Source organism: Serratia sp. TSA_198.1 (assembly GCF_052686505.1).
On sequence record NZ_JBQZFP010000007.1, the window covers coordinates 27,131 to 42,256 of the forward strand.

General features: G+C 58.2%; 14 protein-coding genes. 10 read left to right on the forward strand and 4 right to left on the reverse strand.

Going from position 1 to position 15,126, the window contains the following annotated elements:
* Positions 1 to 80 precede the first annotated feature (80 nt).
* Both ACUTSW_RS21700 and ACUTSW_RS21705 read left to right on the forward strand, forming a co-directional pair.
* The gene (locus tag ACUTSW_RS21700; RefSeq protein WP_062868918.1) at positions 81 to 350 is read left to right on the forward strand and encodes a hypothetical protein; all 270 of its coding nucleotides are present in this window, start codon (positions 81 to 83) and stop codon (positions 348 to 350) included.
* Positions 351 to 367: 17 nt separating this feature from the next.
* Positions 368 to 646, forward strand: coding sequence for a type II toxin-antitoxin system RelE/ParE family toxin (locus ACUTSW_RS21705; RefSeq protein ID WP_445585331.1), 279 nt, complete (start codon positions 368 to 370; stop codon positions 644 to 646).
* Here ACUTSW_RS21705 and btsR read toward each other — a convergent pair whose 3' ends face one another.
* The 3 genes from btsR to ppiA form a co-directional block, all read right to left on the reverse strand.
* Positions 647 to 1,372: a two-component system response regulator BtsR gene (btsR, locus tag ACUTSW_RS21710; RefSeq protein WP_063200586.1), complete on the reverse strand. Its 726-nt coding sequence runs from the start codon at positions 1,370 to 1,372 to the stop codon at positions 647 to 649.
* A complete protein-coding gene (locus ACUTSW_RS21715) occupies positions 1,372 to 3,057 on the reverse strand; it encodes a sensor histidine kinase (protein ID WP_037433755.1) in 1,686 nt (561 codons plus the stop codon). The genes btsR and ACUTSW_RS21715 overlap by 1 nt, the downstream gene beginning before the upstream one ends.
* A gap of 159 nt (positions 3,058 to 3,216) precedes the next feature.
* On the reverse strand, positions 3,217 to 3,786 hold the full coding sequence (ppiA, locus tag ACUTSW_RS21720) for a peptidylprolyl isomerase A (RefSeq protein ID WP_006328507.1): 570 nt from the start codon (positions 3,784 to 3,786) through the stop codon (positions 3,217 to 3,219).
* Between the two features lie 357 nt (positions 3,787 to 4,143).
* Between ppiA and ACUTSW_RS21725 the strand changes: the two genes are divergently transcribed.
* From ACUTSW_RS21725 to tsgA, 4 genes are all read left to right on the forward strand, one after another.
* Positions 4,144 to 4,482 carry a PTS lactose/cellobiose transporter subunit IIA gene (locus ACUTSW_RS21725; RefSeq protein WP_041416656.1) on the forward strand — a complete coding sequence of 113 codons (339 nt, stop codon included), beginning with the start codon at positions 4,144 to 4,146 and terminating at the stop codon, positions 4,480 to 4,482.
* Positions 4,479 to 5,786: a 6-phospho-beta-glucosidase gene (locus ACUTSW_RS21730; RefSeq protein ID WP_445585332.1), complete on the forward strand. Its 1,308-nt coding sequence runs from the start codon at positions 4,479 to 4,481 to the stop codon at positions 5,784 to 5,786. Before ACUTSW_RS21725 ends, ACUTSW_RS21730 begins: the two co-directional genes overlap by 4 nt.
* A 97-nt stretch (positions 5,787 to 5,883) precedes the next feature.
* Positions 5,884 to 6,864 (forward strand): LacI family DNA-binding transcriptional regulator, encoded by a 981-nt coding sequence (locus tag ACUTSW_RS21735; RefSeq protein WP_445585422.1) that lies wholly within the window; start codon positions 5,884 to 5,886, stop codon positions 6,862 to 6,864.
* Between the two features lie 248 nt (positions 6,865 to 7,112).
* On the forward strand, positions 7,113 to 8,297 hold the full coding sequence (tsgA, locus tag ACUTSW_RS21740; protein WP_062868921.1) for an MFS transporter TsgA: 1,185 nt from the start codon (positions 7,113 to 7,115) through the stop codon (positions 8,295 to 8,297).
* 63 nt (positions 8,298 to 8,360) lie between these two features.
* Here tsgA and ACUTSW_RS21745 read toward each other — a convergent pair whose 3' ends face one another.
* Entirely contained in the window at positions 8,361 to 9,629 is a 1,269-nt protein-coding gene (locus tag ACUTSW_RS21745) for a cytosine deaminase (protein WP_445585423.1), read from the reverse strand.
* A 303-nt stretch (positions 9,630 to 9,932) separates the two neighbouring features.
* On the opposite strand from ACUTSW_RS21745, the gene nirB reads away from it, so the two are divergent.
* From nirB to cysG, 4 genes are read left to right on the forward strand one after another with little or no spacing between them, the layout of a single operon-like run.
* Positions 9,933 to 12,482: a nitrite reductase large subunit NirB gene (gene nirB, locus ACUTSW_RS21750; protein WP_445585333.1), complete on the forward strand. Its 2,550-nt coding sequence runs from the start codon at positions 9,933 to 9,935 to the stop codon at positions 12,480 to 12,482.
* On the forward strand, positions 12,479 to 12,805 hold the full coding sequence (gene nirD / locus ACUTSW_RS21755) for a nitrite reductase small subunit NirD (protein ID WP_063200596.1): 327 nt from the start codon (positions 12,479 to 12,481) through the stop codon (positions 12,803 to 12,805). The genes nirB and nirD overlap by 4 nt, the downstream gene beginning before the upstream one ends.
* 30 nt (positions 12,806 to 12,835) lie before the next feature.
* Complete coding sequence (nirC, locus tag ACUTSW_RS21760) at positions 12,836 to 13,636, forward strand: nitrite transporter NirC (RefSeq protein ID WP_004951298.1); 801 nt, start codon at positions 12,836 to 12,838, stop codon at positions 13,634 to 13,636.
* A gap of 49 nt (positions 13,637 to 13,685) precedes the next feature.
* The gene (gene cysG / locus ACUTSW_RS21765) at positions 13,686 to 15,089 is read left to right on the forward strand and encodes a siroheme synthase CysG (RefSeq protein ID WP_445585334.1); all 1,404 of its coding nucleotides are present in this window, start codon (positions 13,686 to 13,688) and stop codon (positions 15,087 to 15,089) included.
* Positions 15,090 to 15,126 lie beyond the last annotated feature (37 nt).

Genomic DNA, 15,126 nt, shown 5'->3' on the forward strand with positions numbered 1-15,126 from the left:
TACTAGCAGTTTCTGCCTGCTTGAACAATAAGCCACCGGTGATATAGTAAGGTTTACGTTGTATATACGAGGTCATTATCATGTCTGAATCTACCGTGGTTATCCGAGTGGATGAGGAATTAAAAATCGCCTTTGCCAGCGCTGCCAAAGCAGCCGATCGCACCGCATCTCAGTTGTTGCGCGATTTCATGCGTGATTTTGTCAGTCGGCAAACTCATCAGAAAGAGTATGAGCAGTGGCTACAGGAAAAAGTGGACTTAAGCCGTAAAGCGCTTAATGAAGGAAAAATCACTGATAATGAAGCCGTTGAGGCCTACTTCGCTGAGCGCAGGTCAAAACTGACAAGGTAATGCGATAAGGAAATATCGTGACGCTCAAGTGGACGGAACCCGCGATTGCCGATCGTATGGCAATTTATGACTACCTGGAAACAAAGAATCCGGCCGCATCGATAGAAATTGATAGCTTGATTTCAGCAGCTGCGACACGACTCTCACAAAACCCGTCCAGTGGAAAACCAGGCCGAGTACCCGGTACACGTGAAATGGTTATTCATCATTCCTATTTCCTGGTTTATGAATTAATCAACGGGTTAATCATTATGCTGGCCGTAGTGCATGCCCGCCGTCAGTGGCCCGCCAATTAATCATCCCCGCAGTCCCAGCTCTTCCTTCAGTGCTTTCAGGTAGCGGCGGCTGACAGGCACCGGTTCACCGGCCGGCATGATCATCTCCGCCGCGCCGCTGTCCTCGAAGCGAATTTCGCGCACTTGCTCCAGGTTGACCAAATACTGGCGGTGGCAGCGTACCAGCGGCGTGCGAAGCTCCAGCGTCCGCAACGTCAGTTCGGTGAAACACTCCATGCCGTCATTACGCACCACGAACACCCCGCTCAACCGCGAACGGACAGCCACCACCTCGTCAAAACGCAGCAGGTAAATGCGGCTGTGGCCGGTGCAGGGGATGTATTTCAGATAGCCGGCGCTCTCATCCAGTGCGGCGATATTCTGCTGCCCACGGTGCTGCTGCAGGCGCTGCAGCGTTTTGCTCAACCGCTTCGGCTCCGCCGGTTTCAGCAGATAATCAAACGCGTGTTCTTCAAAGGCCCGCACCGCGTACTCGTCGTAGGCGGTCAGGAACACGATATGCGGCATGCGGTTGGGATCGAGCATACCCACCATCTCCAGCCCGGTAATGCGCGGCATCTGAATATCCAGGAACACCACGTCCGGCTGCAGGCGGTGGATCCCGCTGATGGCTTCTATCGCGTTGGCGCATTCGCCGACAATGCAGATACCCTCTTCCGCCTCCAGTAAATGCCGCAGGTTATCGCGTGCGGAAGGTTCATCATCGACAATCAGTACGTTTAACATCAGGCAGCCCTCGCCAGCGGCACGTTGAGCGTAATGCGGGTAAATGTTTGCGGTTCGCAGGCCACCTGCACGCCATAGCCCTCGCCGTAGCGTACGCGAATGCGCTTATCCACCAGGTTCATCCCCAGCCCGCTGTTGTTCGGCTGCGGCTGGAACAAGCCGGCGTTATCGGTCACTTGCAGCAACAGACACTCGCCCTCAAGCCGTGCACCGATATCAATCCGCCCCACGCCCAACAGTTGCGAAGTACCGTGCTTGATGGCGTTCTCGACGATCGGTTGCAGCGAAAAGGCCGGCAACCGCACCGCCAACAGTTCTGCCGGCAGCGAAACCGCGATCTCCAGCCGATCGGCAAAACGCGCCTGCTCAATTTGCAGGTAGGCGTTCACATGTTCCAGCTCGTCAGCCAGGCTGACCTCGTCATCCGAACGTTTCAGGTTTTTGCGGAAAAAGGTCGAAAGGTACTGCACCAGCTCACAGGCCCGGTCGCCATCACGGCGGATCACCGCCACCAGCGTATTCAGGGCGTTAAACAGGAAGTGCGGGTTAACCTGCGCATGCAGCAGTTTGATTTCGGACTGCGCCAGCAGCTGTTTATGACGCTCATACTGCCCGGCCATAATCTGCGCGGACAACAGACTGGCGATACCCTCGCCCAGCGTGCGATTGATGGTGCTGAACAACCGGCTTTTCGGTTCGTACAGCTTGATGGTGCCGATCACCCGCTGATTCTCGCCGCGCAGCGGGATCACCAGCGTCGAGCCCAGCTTGCAGTTGGGGTTGATCGAGCAGCAGTAGGAAAGCTCGTTACCGTCGGCGTACACCACTTCGTTGTTGTCGATAGCGCGGTGCGAATGCCCCGATGAGATTGGCGTGCCCGGCAGATGGTGGTCATCGCCAATGCCGATAAACGCCAGCAGCTTCTCGCGATCGGTTATCGCCACCGCGCCGATGCCCAACTCCTGATAGATCACCCGCGCCACCTTCATGCTGTTTTCCTGATCGAACCCCTGCCGCAAGATGCCCTCGGTACGTTCGGCGATCTTCAGCGCCTTGGCGGAAAACGCGCTGGTGTATTTCTCGAACATCGCCCGCCGATCCAGCAGGATTTGCATGAACATCGCCGCTCCCAGGGTATTGGCGATCAACATCGGCAAGGCAATGTGTTCGACCAGCCGCAGCGCCTCGTCGAACGGCCGTGCAATCGCCAAAATGATCGCCATCTGCAGCACTTCGGTGACCAACGCCACGCCGGCGACAAACAAGGGATTAAACAGCAGGTCGATACGCCTGCGGCGCATGGCGATGCTGTGCACCAGCCCGCCTACCAGCCCTTCCGCCACCGTGGATACCGCACAAGCGATGTCGGTCATGCCGCCCAGCGTGTAACGGTGCAGGCCACCGGTCAGCCCCACCAGAAAACCGACCGAAGGCCCGCCCAGCAGGCCCCCCAGTACGGCGCCGATGGCGCGGGTATTGGCTATCGAGCCTTCGACGTGCAAGCCGAAATAGGTGCCCATGATGCAGAACACCGAGAAGATGAGGTAGCACAACAGCTTATGCGGCAACCGGATGGTCACCTGCGTCAGAGGAATGAATAGCGGAGTTTTGCTCAGTAAATAAGCAATGACAAGATAAACGCACATCTGCTGCAACAACAGCAGAACCTGGTTAAATTCAAACATGGCAGCCGCTCATTCCGAGAGAAAACAAAGGCACAACGCCGGGTTTCCGGTCTGATTATAAGCGGGCTATTAAAACATGCGGCGGGGAAGAAAACAGTGATGCAGGCAAAGCTTCGGAAGGAAGGAACGGCCGACCCCTACGGGATCGGCACAGAAAATTTATGGCAGCACTTTGGCTGACAAAATGACGATAGGCTTGCTCGGGACATTCTGGTACGGGCCAACATTGCCGGTCGGCGCCTGGGAAATTTTGTCCACCACGTCCATGCCTTTCACCACTTTGCCGAACACCGCGTAACCGAAGTCGCGCTGGCCGTGATCCAGGAAGGCGTTATCCGCCACGTTCAGGAAGAACTGGCTGGTGGCGCTGTCTTTATCGGCGGTACGCGCCATCGAGATGGTGCCGCGCAGGTTGCGCAGACCGTTATCGGCTTCGTTCTTGATTGGCGCGTTAGTGGTTTTTTGCTGCATATCCGCAGTAAAACCGCCGCCCTGAACCATAAAGCCCGGGATCACGCGGTGGAAAATGGTGTTGTTGTAATAGCCGCTGTTCACGTAGTCGACGAAGTTCTTGGCGGAAACCGGAGCCTTCTGACTGTCGAGCGCCAATTCGATATTCCCTGCCGAGGTGGTCAGCATGACATGAGTTTCACCGGCGGCAAACGCTGCGGGTGTCATTGCTGTCAGGGAACACAGCGCAACGAAGGTCACTAAAGTACGTTTGAACATTAACGGGTCCTTTCTCTGAGAGACAAACAACGGAAAAGCGCTTTGATTCTAAAGAGCTGTACCTGCGAGTGCCAGCCATTTACCTATATTTACGCAATTGAAGGGGCATATCTTGGCCGGTCGCCGTTTTTACTGCCGAAAGTATGATCGCCGCGGCCCCTTTTGCCAACTGCATCACGCATTTTTTGCCCTTTTCACACCTTCGTCGCTTTTTGCGACGCAACTCCCGGTTTAGTTCTCGATTCCCGTTACTCTACACAAATGAGAGCGCTCTCATTTTTTTGAGAGACCGAGATTAACGCATGCCCGCCGGCACCGCTGTCGCGCGATAACAGGAGAAATAACGTGAGTGAATTGATGACTGAAATCAGCCCCGATTTTGAAAGCACCATCATGGAACTGCTGGTGTTCTCCGGTGGTGCCCGCAGCAGTGCCCTGATGGCGCTGCAACAGGCGCGTGCCGGGGACTTTACTGCGTCAGCCAAACACATGGCCGAATCGAAACAGTCGGTGAAAAAGGCGCACCTTATCCAGACCCAGTTGATCGGCCTGGATGAAGGCTGCGGCAAACTGACCATCAACCTGATTACCGTTCATGCGCAGGACCACCTGATGAACGCCATGGTGATCCAGGATCTGGCAGACGACATGATTGAACTTTACCGCCGTCAGGCACTGTTGGAGACTCGCGCATGAATTCGTTGAAAATCGCCGTTATCGGCGGCGGCAGCAGCTACACGCCAGAGTTGGTCGATGGACTAATCCAGCGCATCGAAGAACTGCCGGTGACCGAATTGGCGCTGGTGGACGTTGAACCGGGCCGCGAAAAGGTAGAGATCATCGCCGCGCTGACCCGGCGCATGCTGGCGCGCAATGGGCTGGAGCAGGTGAAAGTCAGCGTGCATTTCGAGCTGGATGACGCCATTCGCGGTGCCCACTTCGTCCTGACCCAGTTCCGCGTCGGCCAGTTGCCGGCACGCGCCGCCGACGAGCGTCTCGGCCTGAAATACGATTTGATCGGCCAGGAAACGACCGGCGTGGGCGGCTTCGCCAAAGCGCTGCGCACCATCCCGGTCATGCTGGATATTGCGCGCAGAGTGGAAAAGCTGGCGCCGGACGCCTGGATCATTAACTTCACCAACCCGGCCGGCATCGTCACCGAAGCGGTCTCTCGCTACACCAAAGCGAAAATCATCGGCCTGTGCAACGTGCCGATCAGTATGCACCACATGATCGCCACTATGTTAAAAAGCGCCTATGAAGACGTGCAGTTGCAGTTCGCCGGGTTGAACCACATGGTGTGGGTGCATCAGGTGCTGCAAAACGGCCATGACGTGACCGACAAGGTGATCGACATGCTGTGCGACGGCGCGGCGCTGACCATGAACAACATCAAGGAAGAGCCGTGGCAGCCGGACTTCCTGCGCGCCGTAGGTGCCATCCCCTGCCCGTATCATCGTTATTTCTACCAGACCAAAGAGATGCTGGCCGAAGAAGTGGCTGCGGCAGCCAAGCGCGGCACCCGTGCCGAGCAAGTGATGAAGGTGGAGAAAGAACTGTTTGAGCTGTATGCCGATCCTCAGCTCGACAGCAAGCCTGAACAGCTGAGTTTTCGCGGTGGATCATACTATTCGGAAGTGGCGCTGGAGCTAATTCGTGCGATCCATAATAATCTCGGTACGCAATTAGTCGTCAATACCGCAAACCGGGGCGCCATTCGCGGCCTACCGGACGATGCCGTGATAGAAACCAACTGCATCGTCGATGCGCAGGGCGCGCACCCGCTGACCTTCGGCACGCTGCCGGATTCCATGCACGCGCTGACCCAGCAGGTGAAGGCCTACGAGCGTCTGACCATCGAAGCCGCAGTGCATGGCGATCGTCGCAGCGGGCTGCTGGCGCTGGTCACCAATCCGCTGGTGGCCAATGCCAACGTGGCGCAGCCGCTGCTGGAAGAAGTGCTGGCGGTGAATGCGCCTTATCTGCCGCAGTTTAAATAACCGCCTGGCGGGACGTGGTTGCTGATACATTGTTATACCTACTATGCAGGGGTTCGGTTCGCCGAACCCGGTTTTAGCCGTAATCAGGAGTCGGATGATGGTGACACTGGAAGATGTCGCAGCATTGGCGGGCGTGTCTCGCGCCACCGTGTCACGCGTAGTGAATGGCGATACCAACGTTAAAGCCCCGACCCGCGAGAAGGTTGAACGGGCGGTAGCCCAGCTCGGTTATACCCCCAACCCCGCCGCCCGCGCGCTGGCCTCCAGCCACAGCAATACGCTGGGCCTGGTCACCACCTCGTATCGCGGCGGTTTCTTCGGCGCGCTGATGGATTTTGTGCAAACCGAAGCCGAATCCCAGGGTAAACAGCTGCTGGTGACCCAAGGCCGCAGCAGTGCGGAAAACGAATGGCGGGCAATCCAGCGGCTGTTCAACCTGCGCTGTGACGGGGTGATCCTGCACGTGCGTTTCCTCAGCGACGACCAACTGCGCCAACTGGCGGCGGAGCAACGCAGCTTTGTGCTGCTCGATCGCCTGGTGCCCGGTCTGGAAGACCGCTGCGTCACCTTTGATCACCCGCTCGCCAGCCGCATGGCAACGCAACAGTTGATCGAGGCCGGTCACCGGCGTATCGCCTGCATCAGCGGCCCAAGCGAGCGGATTTCCAGCCGGCTGCGGCTGCAGGGTTTCGAACAGGCGATGCAGGCTGCGCATATCAAGCCGCTGGCCTGCGTGGAAGGGGTTTACGACCTGGAAAGCGGCTACCGTTGTGCCGACCGACTGCTGCAACTGGAAACCCTGCCCACCGCCATTTACTGCTGTAACGAAGAAATGGCCATCGGCGCGCTGCTGGCGCTCAACGAGCACCGCTTGCGAGTACCGCAGGATATCTCGTTGATCTGCTACGACAGCGGCGAACGCGCGCCCTTCGTGCGACCGGCGCTGACCAGCGTACATTTCCCGATTACCGAGATGGCGCAATACGCCACGCGGCTGCTGATTGATCCGACCACCCCGCACATCAGCTTCGCGCCGACGATCGTCAGCCGCGACTCGATTGTGACGATAAGCAAATAGATCACAAAAAAATTTCACGACCTTTCATTGATTGCATCAAAAAATCGACAACCATCACAAAAACTCCCGTTGTCTGTGCTAGGATCCGCTCCCTGGTGGCCTGATCGGGACTTTTCTGCTTTTACAAGGAAAAGCCAGCGGCCTTAACCCAGTGTTATACCCCATGAATTTCAAATTGCAGCTGGGCACCCAACTGCGGTTTGAAAGGCGACGGATATAATCCTAACAGACATAATCAGGCCTATATAATGAATGACAGCAACCGTCTACGGCTTACCTGGATCAGCTATTTTTCTTACGCGCTGACCGGCGCTTTAGTTATCGTCACAGGGATGGTGATGGGGAACATTGCAGAGTACTTTAATCTGCCGGTTTCCAGCATGAGCAACACCTTTACTTTCCTTAATGCCGGCATCTTGATTTCGATCTTCCTCAACGCCTGGTTGATGGAAATCATTCCGCTGAAGCGTCAACTGATGTTTGGCTTTATCCTGATGGTACTGGCTGTCGCCGGGCTGATGGTGACCAAGAGCCTGACGATGTTCTCCCTGTGCATGTTTATCCTTGGCGTGGTCAGCGGCATCACCATGTCGATAGGCACCTTCCTGATCACCCATATGTACGCCGGCCGCCAGCGCGGTTCGCGCCTGCTGTTCACTGACTCGTTCTTCAGCATGGCCGGGATGATCTTCCCGATTGTCGCCGCGATGCTGCTGGCGCGTCATATCGGCTGGTACTGGGTGTATGCCTGCATCGGCCTGCTGTACGTGGGCATCTTTGTGCTGACCCTGTTCTCCGAGTTCCCGGTGCTGGGCAACAAAGGCGCCAATGCCGGCCAGCCGGTAGCGAAAGAGAAATGGGGTGTCGGCGTGCTGTTCCTGTCGATCGCCGCTCTGTGCTATATCCTCGGTCAGTTGGGCTTTATCCAATGGGTGCCGGAATACGCCACCAAGTCCTTCGGGATGGACATCGGCCAGGCCGGTAAGCTGGTAAGCGATTTCTGGACCTCGTACATGGTTGGCATGTGGGTGTTCAGCTTTATCCTGCGCTTCTTTGACTTGCAACGTATCGTCACCGTTCTGGCCGCTCTGGCGACCGGCGCAATGTACCTGTTCGTCAGCACCGACAATCCGGAACACCTGGGCTACTACATTATGGCTTTGGGCTTCGTTTCCAGCGCGATCTACACCACGCTGATCACCCTGGGCTCGCTGCAAACCAAGGTATCCTCACCGAAACTGGTTAACTTCATCCTGACCTGCGGCACCATCGGCACCATGCTGACCTTCGTGGTCACCGGCCCGATCGTGGCTAAAGGCGGCGCACACGCTGCGCTGACCACCGCCAACGGCCTGTACCTGGCGGTGTTCGTCATGTGTCTGCTGCTCGGTTTCGTTACCAAGCACCGCAGCCACGGTCACGTGACGCACTAATCTGCCGTCAGTGACATCAAAAAGGCGCCTCAGGCGCCTTTTTTTATGGTTGTCGCCCACGCCTTAGCGCCGGAAATCCACCTTCTCATCCTGTGCCAGATACAGCGTGGTTTCCGCCGGCCGGGTCTCGGCAATCACCGTCCCCTGACGAATCGAATAGCGCACCGGAGTCTGACGGCGCACCGCGTCAAAGCCGCTTTCCGCCGGCAGGATCACCAGGTTGGCGCTGTTGCCCGCCGCCAGGCCATAATCGGTCAGGTGCAGGGTGCGCGCGCTGTGGCTGGTGATCAGTTTCAGCCCGTCGTCAATCTGGCCGTATCCCATCAGTTGGCAGACGTGCAGCCCCATGTGCAGGACTTGCAGCATATTGGCGGTCCCCAGCGGATACCAGGGATCGAAGACATCGTCGTGGCCAAAGCAGACGTTAATCTCCGCTTCCAGCATTTCTTTCACCCGCGTGATGCCGCGCCGTTTCGGGTAGCTGTCGAAGCGCCCCTGCAGGTGAATATTGACCAGCGGGTTAGCGACAAAGTTGATGCCGGACATTTTCAACAGGCGGAACAGCCGCGACGTGTAAGCGCCGTTATAGGAGTGCATCGCGGTGGTATGGCTGGCGGTCACCCTGGCGCCCATATTCAGCTTCAGCGCCAGCGCCGCCACGGTTTCGACAAAGCGCGACTGCTCATCGTCAATCTCATCGCAGTGTACGTCCACCAGCCGATCGTATTTTTGCGCCAGCGCAAAGGCCTTGTGCAGCGATTCTACGCCGTATTCGCGCGTGAACTCGAAGTGCGGAATGGCCCCCACCACGTCGGCCCCCAGCCGCAGCGCCTCTTCCAGCAATGCCTCGCCGTTGGGATAGGACATAATGCCTTCCTGCGGGAAAGCGACGATTTGCAGCGTCACCCAGGGCGCAACCTCCTGCTTCACCTCCAGCATGGCGCGCAGTGCGGTCAGGGTCGGATCGGAGACGTCAACATGGGTACGCACGTACTGCACGCCGTTGGCGATCTGCCATTTCAGCGTCTGCCAGGCGCGTTGTTTGACGTCCTCGTGGGTCAGCAATGCCTTGCGCTCCGCCCAGCGCTCAATGCCTTCAAACAGGGTGCCGGACTGGTTCCAGGCCGGCTGTCCGGCGGTCTGAGTGGTGTCCAAATGGATATGCGGCTCGACAAACGCCGGCAGCGCCAGCCCACCTTGCGCATCAAGCACGTCGCTGCGCCATTCCTGCCCCTCAGGCTGCGGCACCAGATGGGCAATGCGCCCCTGTTCAATGGCCAGTTGCCACAACCCTTCATGCCCGCTCAAACGCAGGTTGTCGATAAACTTCAATGGACTCTGGGCCACCCTTCACCTCTGCTGTTACGGCTCGTTTTATTCATCATACTGGCAGAGGATCCGGCTGACAAAGCCGCAAAAAGTTTATTACTCCCTCCGCTACTCCCGAAGGGGTAAGGTTCGCAGCAACTGGCTCGTTTCAGCTAAAGGTGAATAAAAACCGCAACTTATCAAATATCTAGAAAAATCATCCATATACCACATTAGAGGTATATGAAGGTGCACTTGATTTGCATCAATAAATTGCCTGTGGGGAGGCATAAGGTAAGCCTAGGAAATCAGAATTTTGAGGCAATAATGAGCAGAGTCAAACTTGCTGTCATCGGGAATGGCATGGTCGGCCACCGGTTTATCGAAGATCTGCTGGAAAAAGCGGACAAAGACCAGTTTGAGATCACCGTGTTTTGTGAAGAACCGCGCATCGCCTATGACCGCGTGCACCTGTCTTCTTATTTCGCCCACCATACTGCCGAAGAACTTTCGCTGGTACGCGAAGGCTTTTACGAAAAACAGGGGGTGAAGGTATTGGTTGGCGAGCGTGCCATTACCGTCAACCGCAGTGAGAAGGTCATTCACTCCAATACCGGCCGCACCCTTTACTACGACAAGCTGATTATGGCCACCGGCTCCTACCCGTGGATCCCGCCGATTAAAGGCTCGGAAAGCCAGGATTGCTTCGTCTACCGCACCATTGAAGATCTGAACGCCATCGAAGCCTGCGCACGCCGCAGCAAACGCGGTGCGGTGGTTGGCGGCGGCCTGCTGGGGCTGGAAGCCGCCGGGGCGCTGAAAAGCCTGGGCGTCGAAACCCACGTCATTGAATTCGCCCCAATGCTGATGGCCGAACAGCTCGATCCTATGGGCGGCGATCAGTTGCGCCGCAAGATCGAACGCATGGGCGTCAAAGTGCATACCGGTAAAAACACGAAAGAGATCGTCAACGGTGGGGAACAGGCGCGCAAAACCATGCAGTTTGCCGACGGCACCGAGCTGGAAGTGGACTTTATCGTATTTTCCACCGGCATCCGCGCTCAGGACAAGCTGGCTCACCAGTGTGGTCTGGCTACCGCCCGCCGTGGCGGCATCGTGATTAACGACAATTGCCAAACCTCCGATCCGGACGTTTACGCTATTGGCGAGTGCGCCTCCTGGCGTGAGCGCACCTTCGGCCTGGTGGCGCCGGGCTATAAAATGGCGCAGGTCACGGCCGATCATCTGCTGGGCCGTGAAAATGCCTTCCAGGGCGCCGACATGAGCGCCAAGCTGAAGCTGCTGGGCGTGGACGTTGGCGGCATTGGCGATGCCCACGGTCGCACTGAAGGCGCGCGCAGCTACGTTTATCTGGATGAAAGCAAAGAAGTCTATAAGCGCATCATCGTCAGCGCCGACAATAAAACCCTGCTCGGCGCAGTGCTGGTGGGCGATACCAGCGACTACGGCAATCTGTTGCAACTGGCGCTGAACGCCATTGAACTGCCGGAAAACCCGGACGGCCTGATCCTGCCGGCACACGCGGGCAGCAAACCGGCCATCGGCGTGGATTCCCTGCCGGACACCGCGCAAATCTGTTCCTGCTTCGACGTCACCAAGGGCGACATCGTCAAGGCGGTCGGCATGGGCTGCCACACCGTCGCGGCGATAAAATCAGAAACCAAGGCCGGTACCGGCTGCGGCGGCTGTATTCCGCTGATCACCCAGGTGCTGAACGCCGAGCTGAGCAAACAAGGTATCGAGGTTAACCACCATCTGTGCGAACACTTCGCCTATTCACGCCAGGAGTTGTACCACCTGATCCGCGTTGAAGGCATTAAGTCCTTCGACGCACTGCTGGCCAAATACGGCAAAGGTTACGGTTGTGAAGTCTGTAAACCGACCGTCGGCTCGCTCCTGGCTTCCTGCTGGAATGAATTCGTGCTCAAACCGCAGCACACACCGCTGCAGGACACCAACGACAACTTCCTCGGCAATATCCAGAAAGACGGCACTTATTCGGTGATCCCACGCTCCGCCGGCGGTGAAATTACGCCTGACGGGCTGATGGCGGTCGGCCAGATTGCCAAGGAATACAACCTGTATACCAAGATGACCGGTTCTCAGCGCATCGGCATGTTCGGTGCGCAGAAAGACGACCTGCCGGCTATCTGGAGCAAGCTGATTGCCGCCGGTTTTGAAACCGGCCATGCCTACGCCAAGGCGTTGCGCATGTCGAAAACCTGTGTCGGCAGCACCTGGTGCCGCTTTGGCGTGGGTGACAGCGTCGGGTTTGGCGTCAAACTGGAACACCGTTACAAAGGCATCCGCACGCCGCACAAAATGAAGTTCGGCGTTTCCGGCTGTACCCGCGAATGTGCTGAAGCGCAGGGCAAGGACGTCGGCATTATCGCCACCGAGAACGGCTGGAACCTGTACGTATGCGGTAACGGCGGTATGAAGCCCCGCCACGCCGACCTGCTGGCGGCGGATCTCGACAGCGCTACGCTGGAACGCTATCTGGACCGTTTCATGATGTTCTACATCCGTACCGCCGATAAGCTGCAACGCACCTCTGTGTGGCTGGAAAGCCTGGAAGGCGGCATCGATTATCTGCGCAAAGTGATCATTGACGACAAACTGGGCATCAACGATCAGTTGGAAACCGAAATAGCCCGCCTGCGCGGTGCGGTTATCTGCGAGTGGAAAGAAGCCGTCGAAGATCCGCAGGCCCAGGTCCGTTTCGCCCACTTTATCAACAGCAGCCTGCGCGATCCTAACGTACAGATCGTCGCCGAGCGCGAACAGCATCGGCCGGCGCGCCCGGATGAACGCATTCCCGTCACCCTGCTGGACACTGAGGAGAACAACGTATGAGCCAGTGGATCACCCTTTGCCCCGTCACTGATATCCTGCCCGGCACCGGCGTGTGTGCCCTGATCGGCGAACAGCAGGTGGCGGTATTCCGCCCCCATGCCGATGAGCGGGTCTTCGCTATCAGCAATATCGATCCCTTCGCCCAGGCCAGCGTGCTGTCGCGCGGCCTGATCGCCGAACATCAGGGTGAACTGTGGGTCGCCAGCCCGCTGAAAAAACAGCATTTCCGCCTGCACGACGGCTACTGCCTGGAAGATGGCAGCCGCTCCGTCGCGCATTTCACCAGCCGGGTAGTCGACGGTATGGTGCAGGTCGCGGCCTGATATTTTCACTTTAACCTCAGGGGAAGCAGCATGTTCACCGATACCATCAACAAATGCGCCGCCAACGCGGCGCGCATCGTCAGGCTGTCGAAAGACAGCCCGCTGGGATTTTGGATCAGCTCGGCGATGGCCGGGGCTTACGTCGGCCTCGGCATCATTTTGATCTTCACCCTTGGCAATCTGGTCGATCCGTCCCTTCGGCCATTAGTGATGGGCGCCACCTTCGGCATCGCGCTGACGCTGGTGATCATCGCCGGTTCCGAGCTGTTTACCGGCCATACCATGTTCCTGACGCTGGGCGTCAAAGCCGGTACCATCCGCCAGAGCCAGATGTGGGCAGTCCTGCCGCAAACCTGGTTGGGCAACTTGCTGGGGTCGGTGCTGGTGGCGCTGATGTATTACTACGGCGGCGGCAGCCTGCTGCCGGTGGACACCAGCCTGATACATACTGCCGCGCTGGCGAAAACCACCGCCCCCGCCGAGGTGCTGTTCTTCAAAGGTGTACTGTGCAACTGGCTGGTTTGCCTGGCGATTTGGATGGCGATTCGCGTCGAGGGCGCCGCCAAGTTCATCGCCATATGGTGGTGCCTGCTGGCCTTTATCGCCTCCGGCTACGAACACTCCGTCGCCAACATGACGCTGTTCGCCCTGTCCTGGTTCGGCCATCACAGCGAAGCCTACACGCTGAGCGGGATCGGCCATAACCTGTTGTGGGTGACGCTGGGCAATATCCTGTCCGGCTCTGTCCTGATGGGCCTGGGTTACTGGTACGCCACTCCGCGTGCCGAACGTCCGCAGGCCGAGAAAACCGCAGCGCGCCAGGCTGCATAATATTTCGGGGCGCACTGCGCCCCCGTTGCCAATTGATCGAGGTTTGCCGATGGATTACCTGCCGATTTTCTGCCAACTGCAACACAAAGCCTGCCTGCTGGTCGGCGGCGGCGAGGTCGCCGAACGCAAGGCGCGCCTGCTGCTGGACGCCGGCGCGTTGCTGACCGTCAACGCCTGCGCATTCAGCCCCCAGTTCCACGAGTGGGCGGCCCTTGGCCGGGTAACGTTGGTGGAAGGGGAGTTCAGCGCGGCATTGCTGGCGGAAAAATGGCTGGTCATCGCCGCAACCGATCGGCTCGAGGTCAACGCGCTGGTCTATCAGTGCGCCAACCAGCAACGGGTATTCTGCAACGTTGTCGACGATCCCAAACGCGCCAGTTTTATCATGCCGTCGATTATCGATCGCTCGCCGATCATGGTCGCGGTGTCCTCCGGCGGCAAGGCGCCAGTACTGGCACGGTTGCTGCGTGAAAAACTGGAAGCCGTGTTGCCGCAGCATCTTGGCAAGCTGGCGCAACTGGGCGGCTCATTGCGCCAACGGGTGAAACGGCACTTTACCGGTGCAGGTGCCCGCCGTCGTTTTTGGGAGAAGTTGTTTGCCCATGACCGGCTGGCGCAGTCGCTGGCCAATGATGACCAGGCGCTGGCGCAACGGCAGATCGAACAGTTGTTCGACTCTCCTGCGGAGGAGTCCGGCGAAGTGGTGCTGGTGGGCGCAGGGCCGGGGGACGCCGGCTTGCTGACGCTCAAGGGTTTGCAACAGATCCAGCAAGCCGACGTGGTGGTTTACGATCGGCTGGTGTCCGACGAGATCATGACGCTGGTGCGCCGCGATGCCGAGCGTATCTTCGTCGGCAAACGCGCGGGCCATCATTGCGTGCCGCAGGAGCAGATCAACCGCATCCTGCTGGAACAGGCGCAACAGGGTAAACGCGTTGTGCGGCTGAAAGGCGGTGACCCGTTTATTTTCGGCCGTGGCGGCGAAGAGCTGGAAACGCTGGCCGATGCCAATATCCCGTTCTCGGTGGTGCCGGGCATTACCGCCGCTTCCGGTTGTTCTGCCTACAGCGGCATTCCCCTCACCCATCGCGACCATGCGCAGAGCGTGCGGCTGGTGACCGGCCACGCCAAGAGCGACGGCGGGTTGGACTGGGCGACGCTGGCCGCCGGACAGCAAACGCTGGTGTTTTACATGGGCCTGACGCAGGCAGCGGACATCCAGCGCCAGCTGATTGCCCACGGCATGCCCGCGACCACGCCGGTGGCGCTGGTGGAAAACGGCACTTCATGCCGTCAACGGGTGATCGAAGGCGAGCTGAACCAACTGGGAACGCTGGCCCAACAGGCCGCCAGCCCAAGCCTGATTATCGTCGGCAGCGTGGTGAGCCTGCGCAGCAAGCTGAACTGGTTCTCCAGCCAGGAAACGCCGCAAAAGCTGGCTCAAATGGCCTGATACCGACGTAAAAAAAGCGGCTCATGGCCGCTTTTCT

Excerpts from the sequence above, each read along its gene's own strand:
- nirC (WP_004951298.1), top strand. The coding sequence starts at position 12,836 with ATGTTCACCGATACCATCAACAAATGCGCCGCCAACGCGGCGCGCATC.
- ppiA (WP_006328507.1), bottom strand. The coding sequence starts at position 3,786 with ATGTTCAAACGTACTTTAGTGACCTTCGTTGCGCTGTGTTCCCTGACA.
- tsgA (WP_062868921.1), top strand. The coding sequence starts at position 7,113 with ATGAATGACAGCAACCGTCTACGGCTTACCTGGATCAGCTATTTTTCT.
- ACUTSW_RS21730 (WP_445585332.1), top strand. The coding sequence starts at position 4,479 with ATGAATTCGTTGAAAATCGCCGTTATCGGCGGCGGCAGCAGCTACACG.
- ACUTSW_RS21725 (WP_041416656.1), top strand. The coding sequence starts at position 4,144 with ATGACTGAAATCAGCCCCGATTTTGAAAGCACCATCATGGAACTGCTG.
- ACUTSW_RS21700 (WP_062868918.1), top strand. The coding sequence starts at position 81 with ATGTCTGAATCTACCGTGGTTATCCGAGTGGATGAGGAATTAAAAATC.
- nirD (WP_063200596.1), top strand. The coding sequence starts at position 12,479 with ATGAGCCAGTGGATCACCCTTTGCCCCGTCACTGATATCCTGCCCGGC.
- ACUTSW_RS21735 (WP_445585422.1), top strand. The coding sequence starts at position 5,884 with ATGGTGACACTGGAAGATGTCGCAGCATTGGCGGGCGTGTCTCGCGCC.
- btsR (WP_063200586.1), bottom strand. The coding sequence starts at position 1,372 with ATGTTAAACGTACTGATTGTCGATGATGAACCTTCCGCACGCGATAAC.
- nirB (WP_445585333.1), top strand. The coding sequence starts at position 9,933 with ATGAGCAGAGTCAAACTTGCTGTCATCGGGAATGGCATGGTCGGCCAC.
- cysG (WP_445585334.1), top strand. The coding sequence starts at position 13,686 with ATGGATTACCTGCCGATTTTCTGCCAACTGCAACACAAAGCCTGCCTG.
- ACUTSW_RS21715 (WP_037433755.1), bottom strand. The coding sequence starts at position 3,057 with ATGTTTGAATTTAACCAGGTTCTGCTGTTGTTGCAGCAGATGTGCGTT.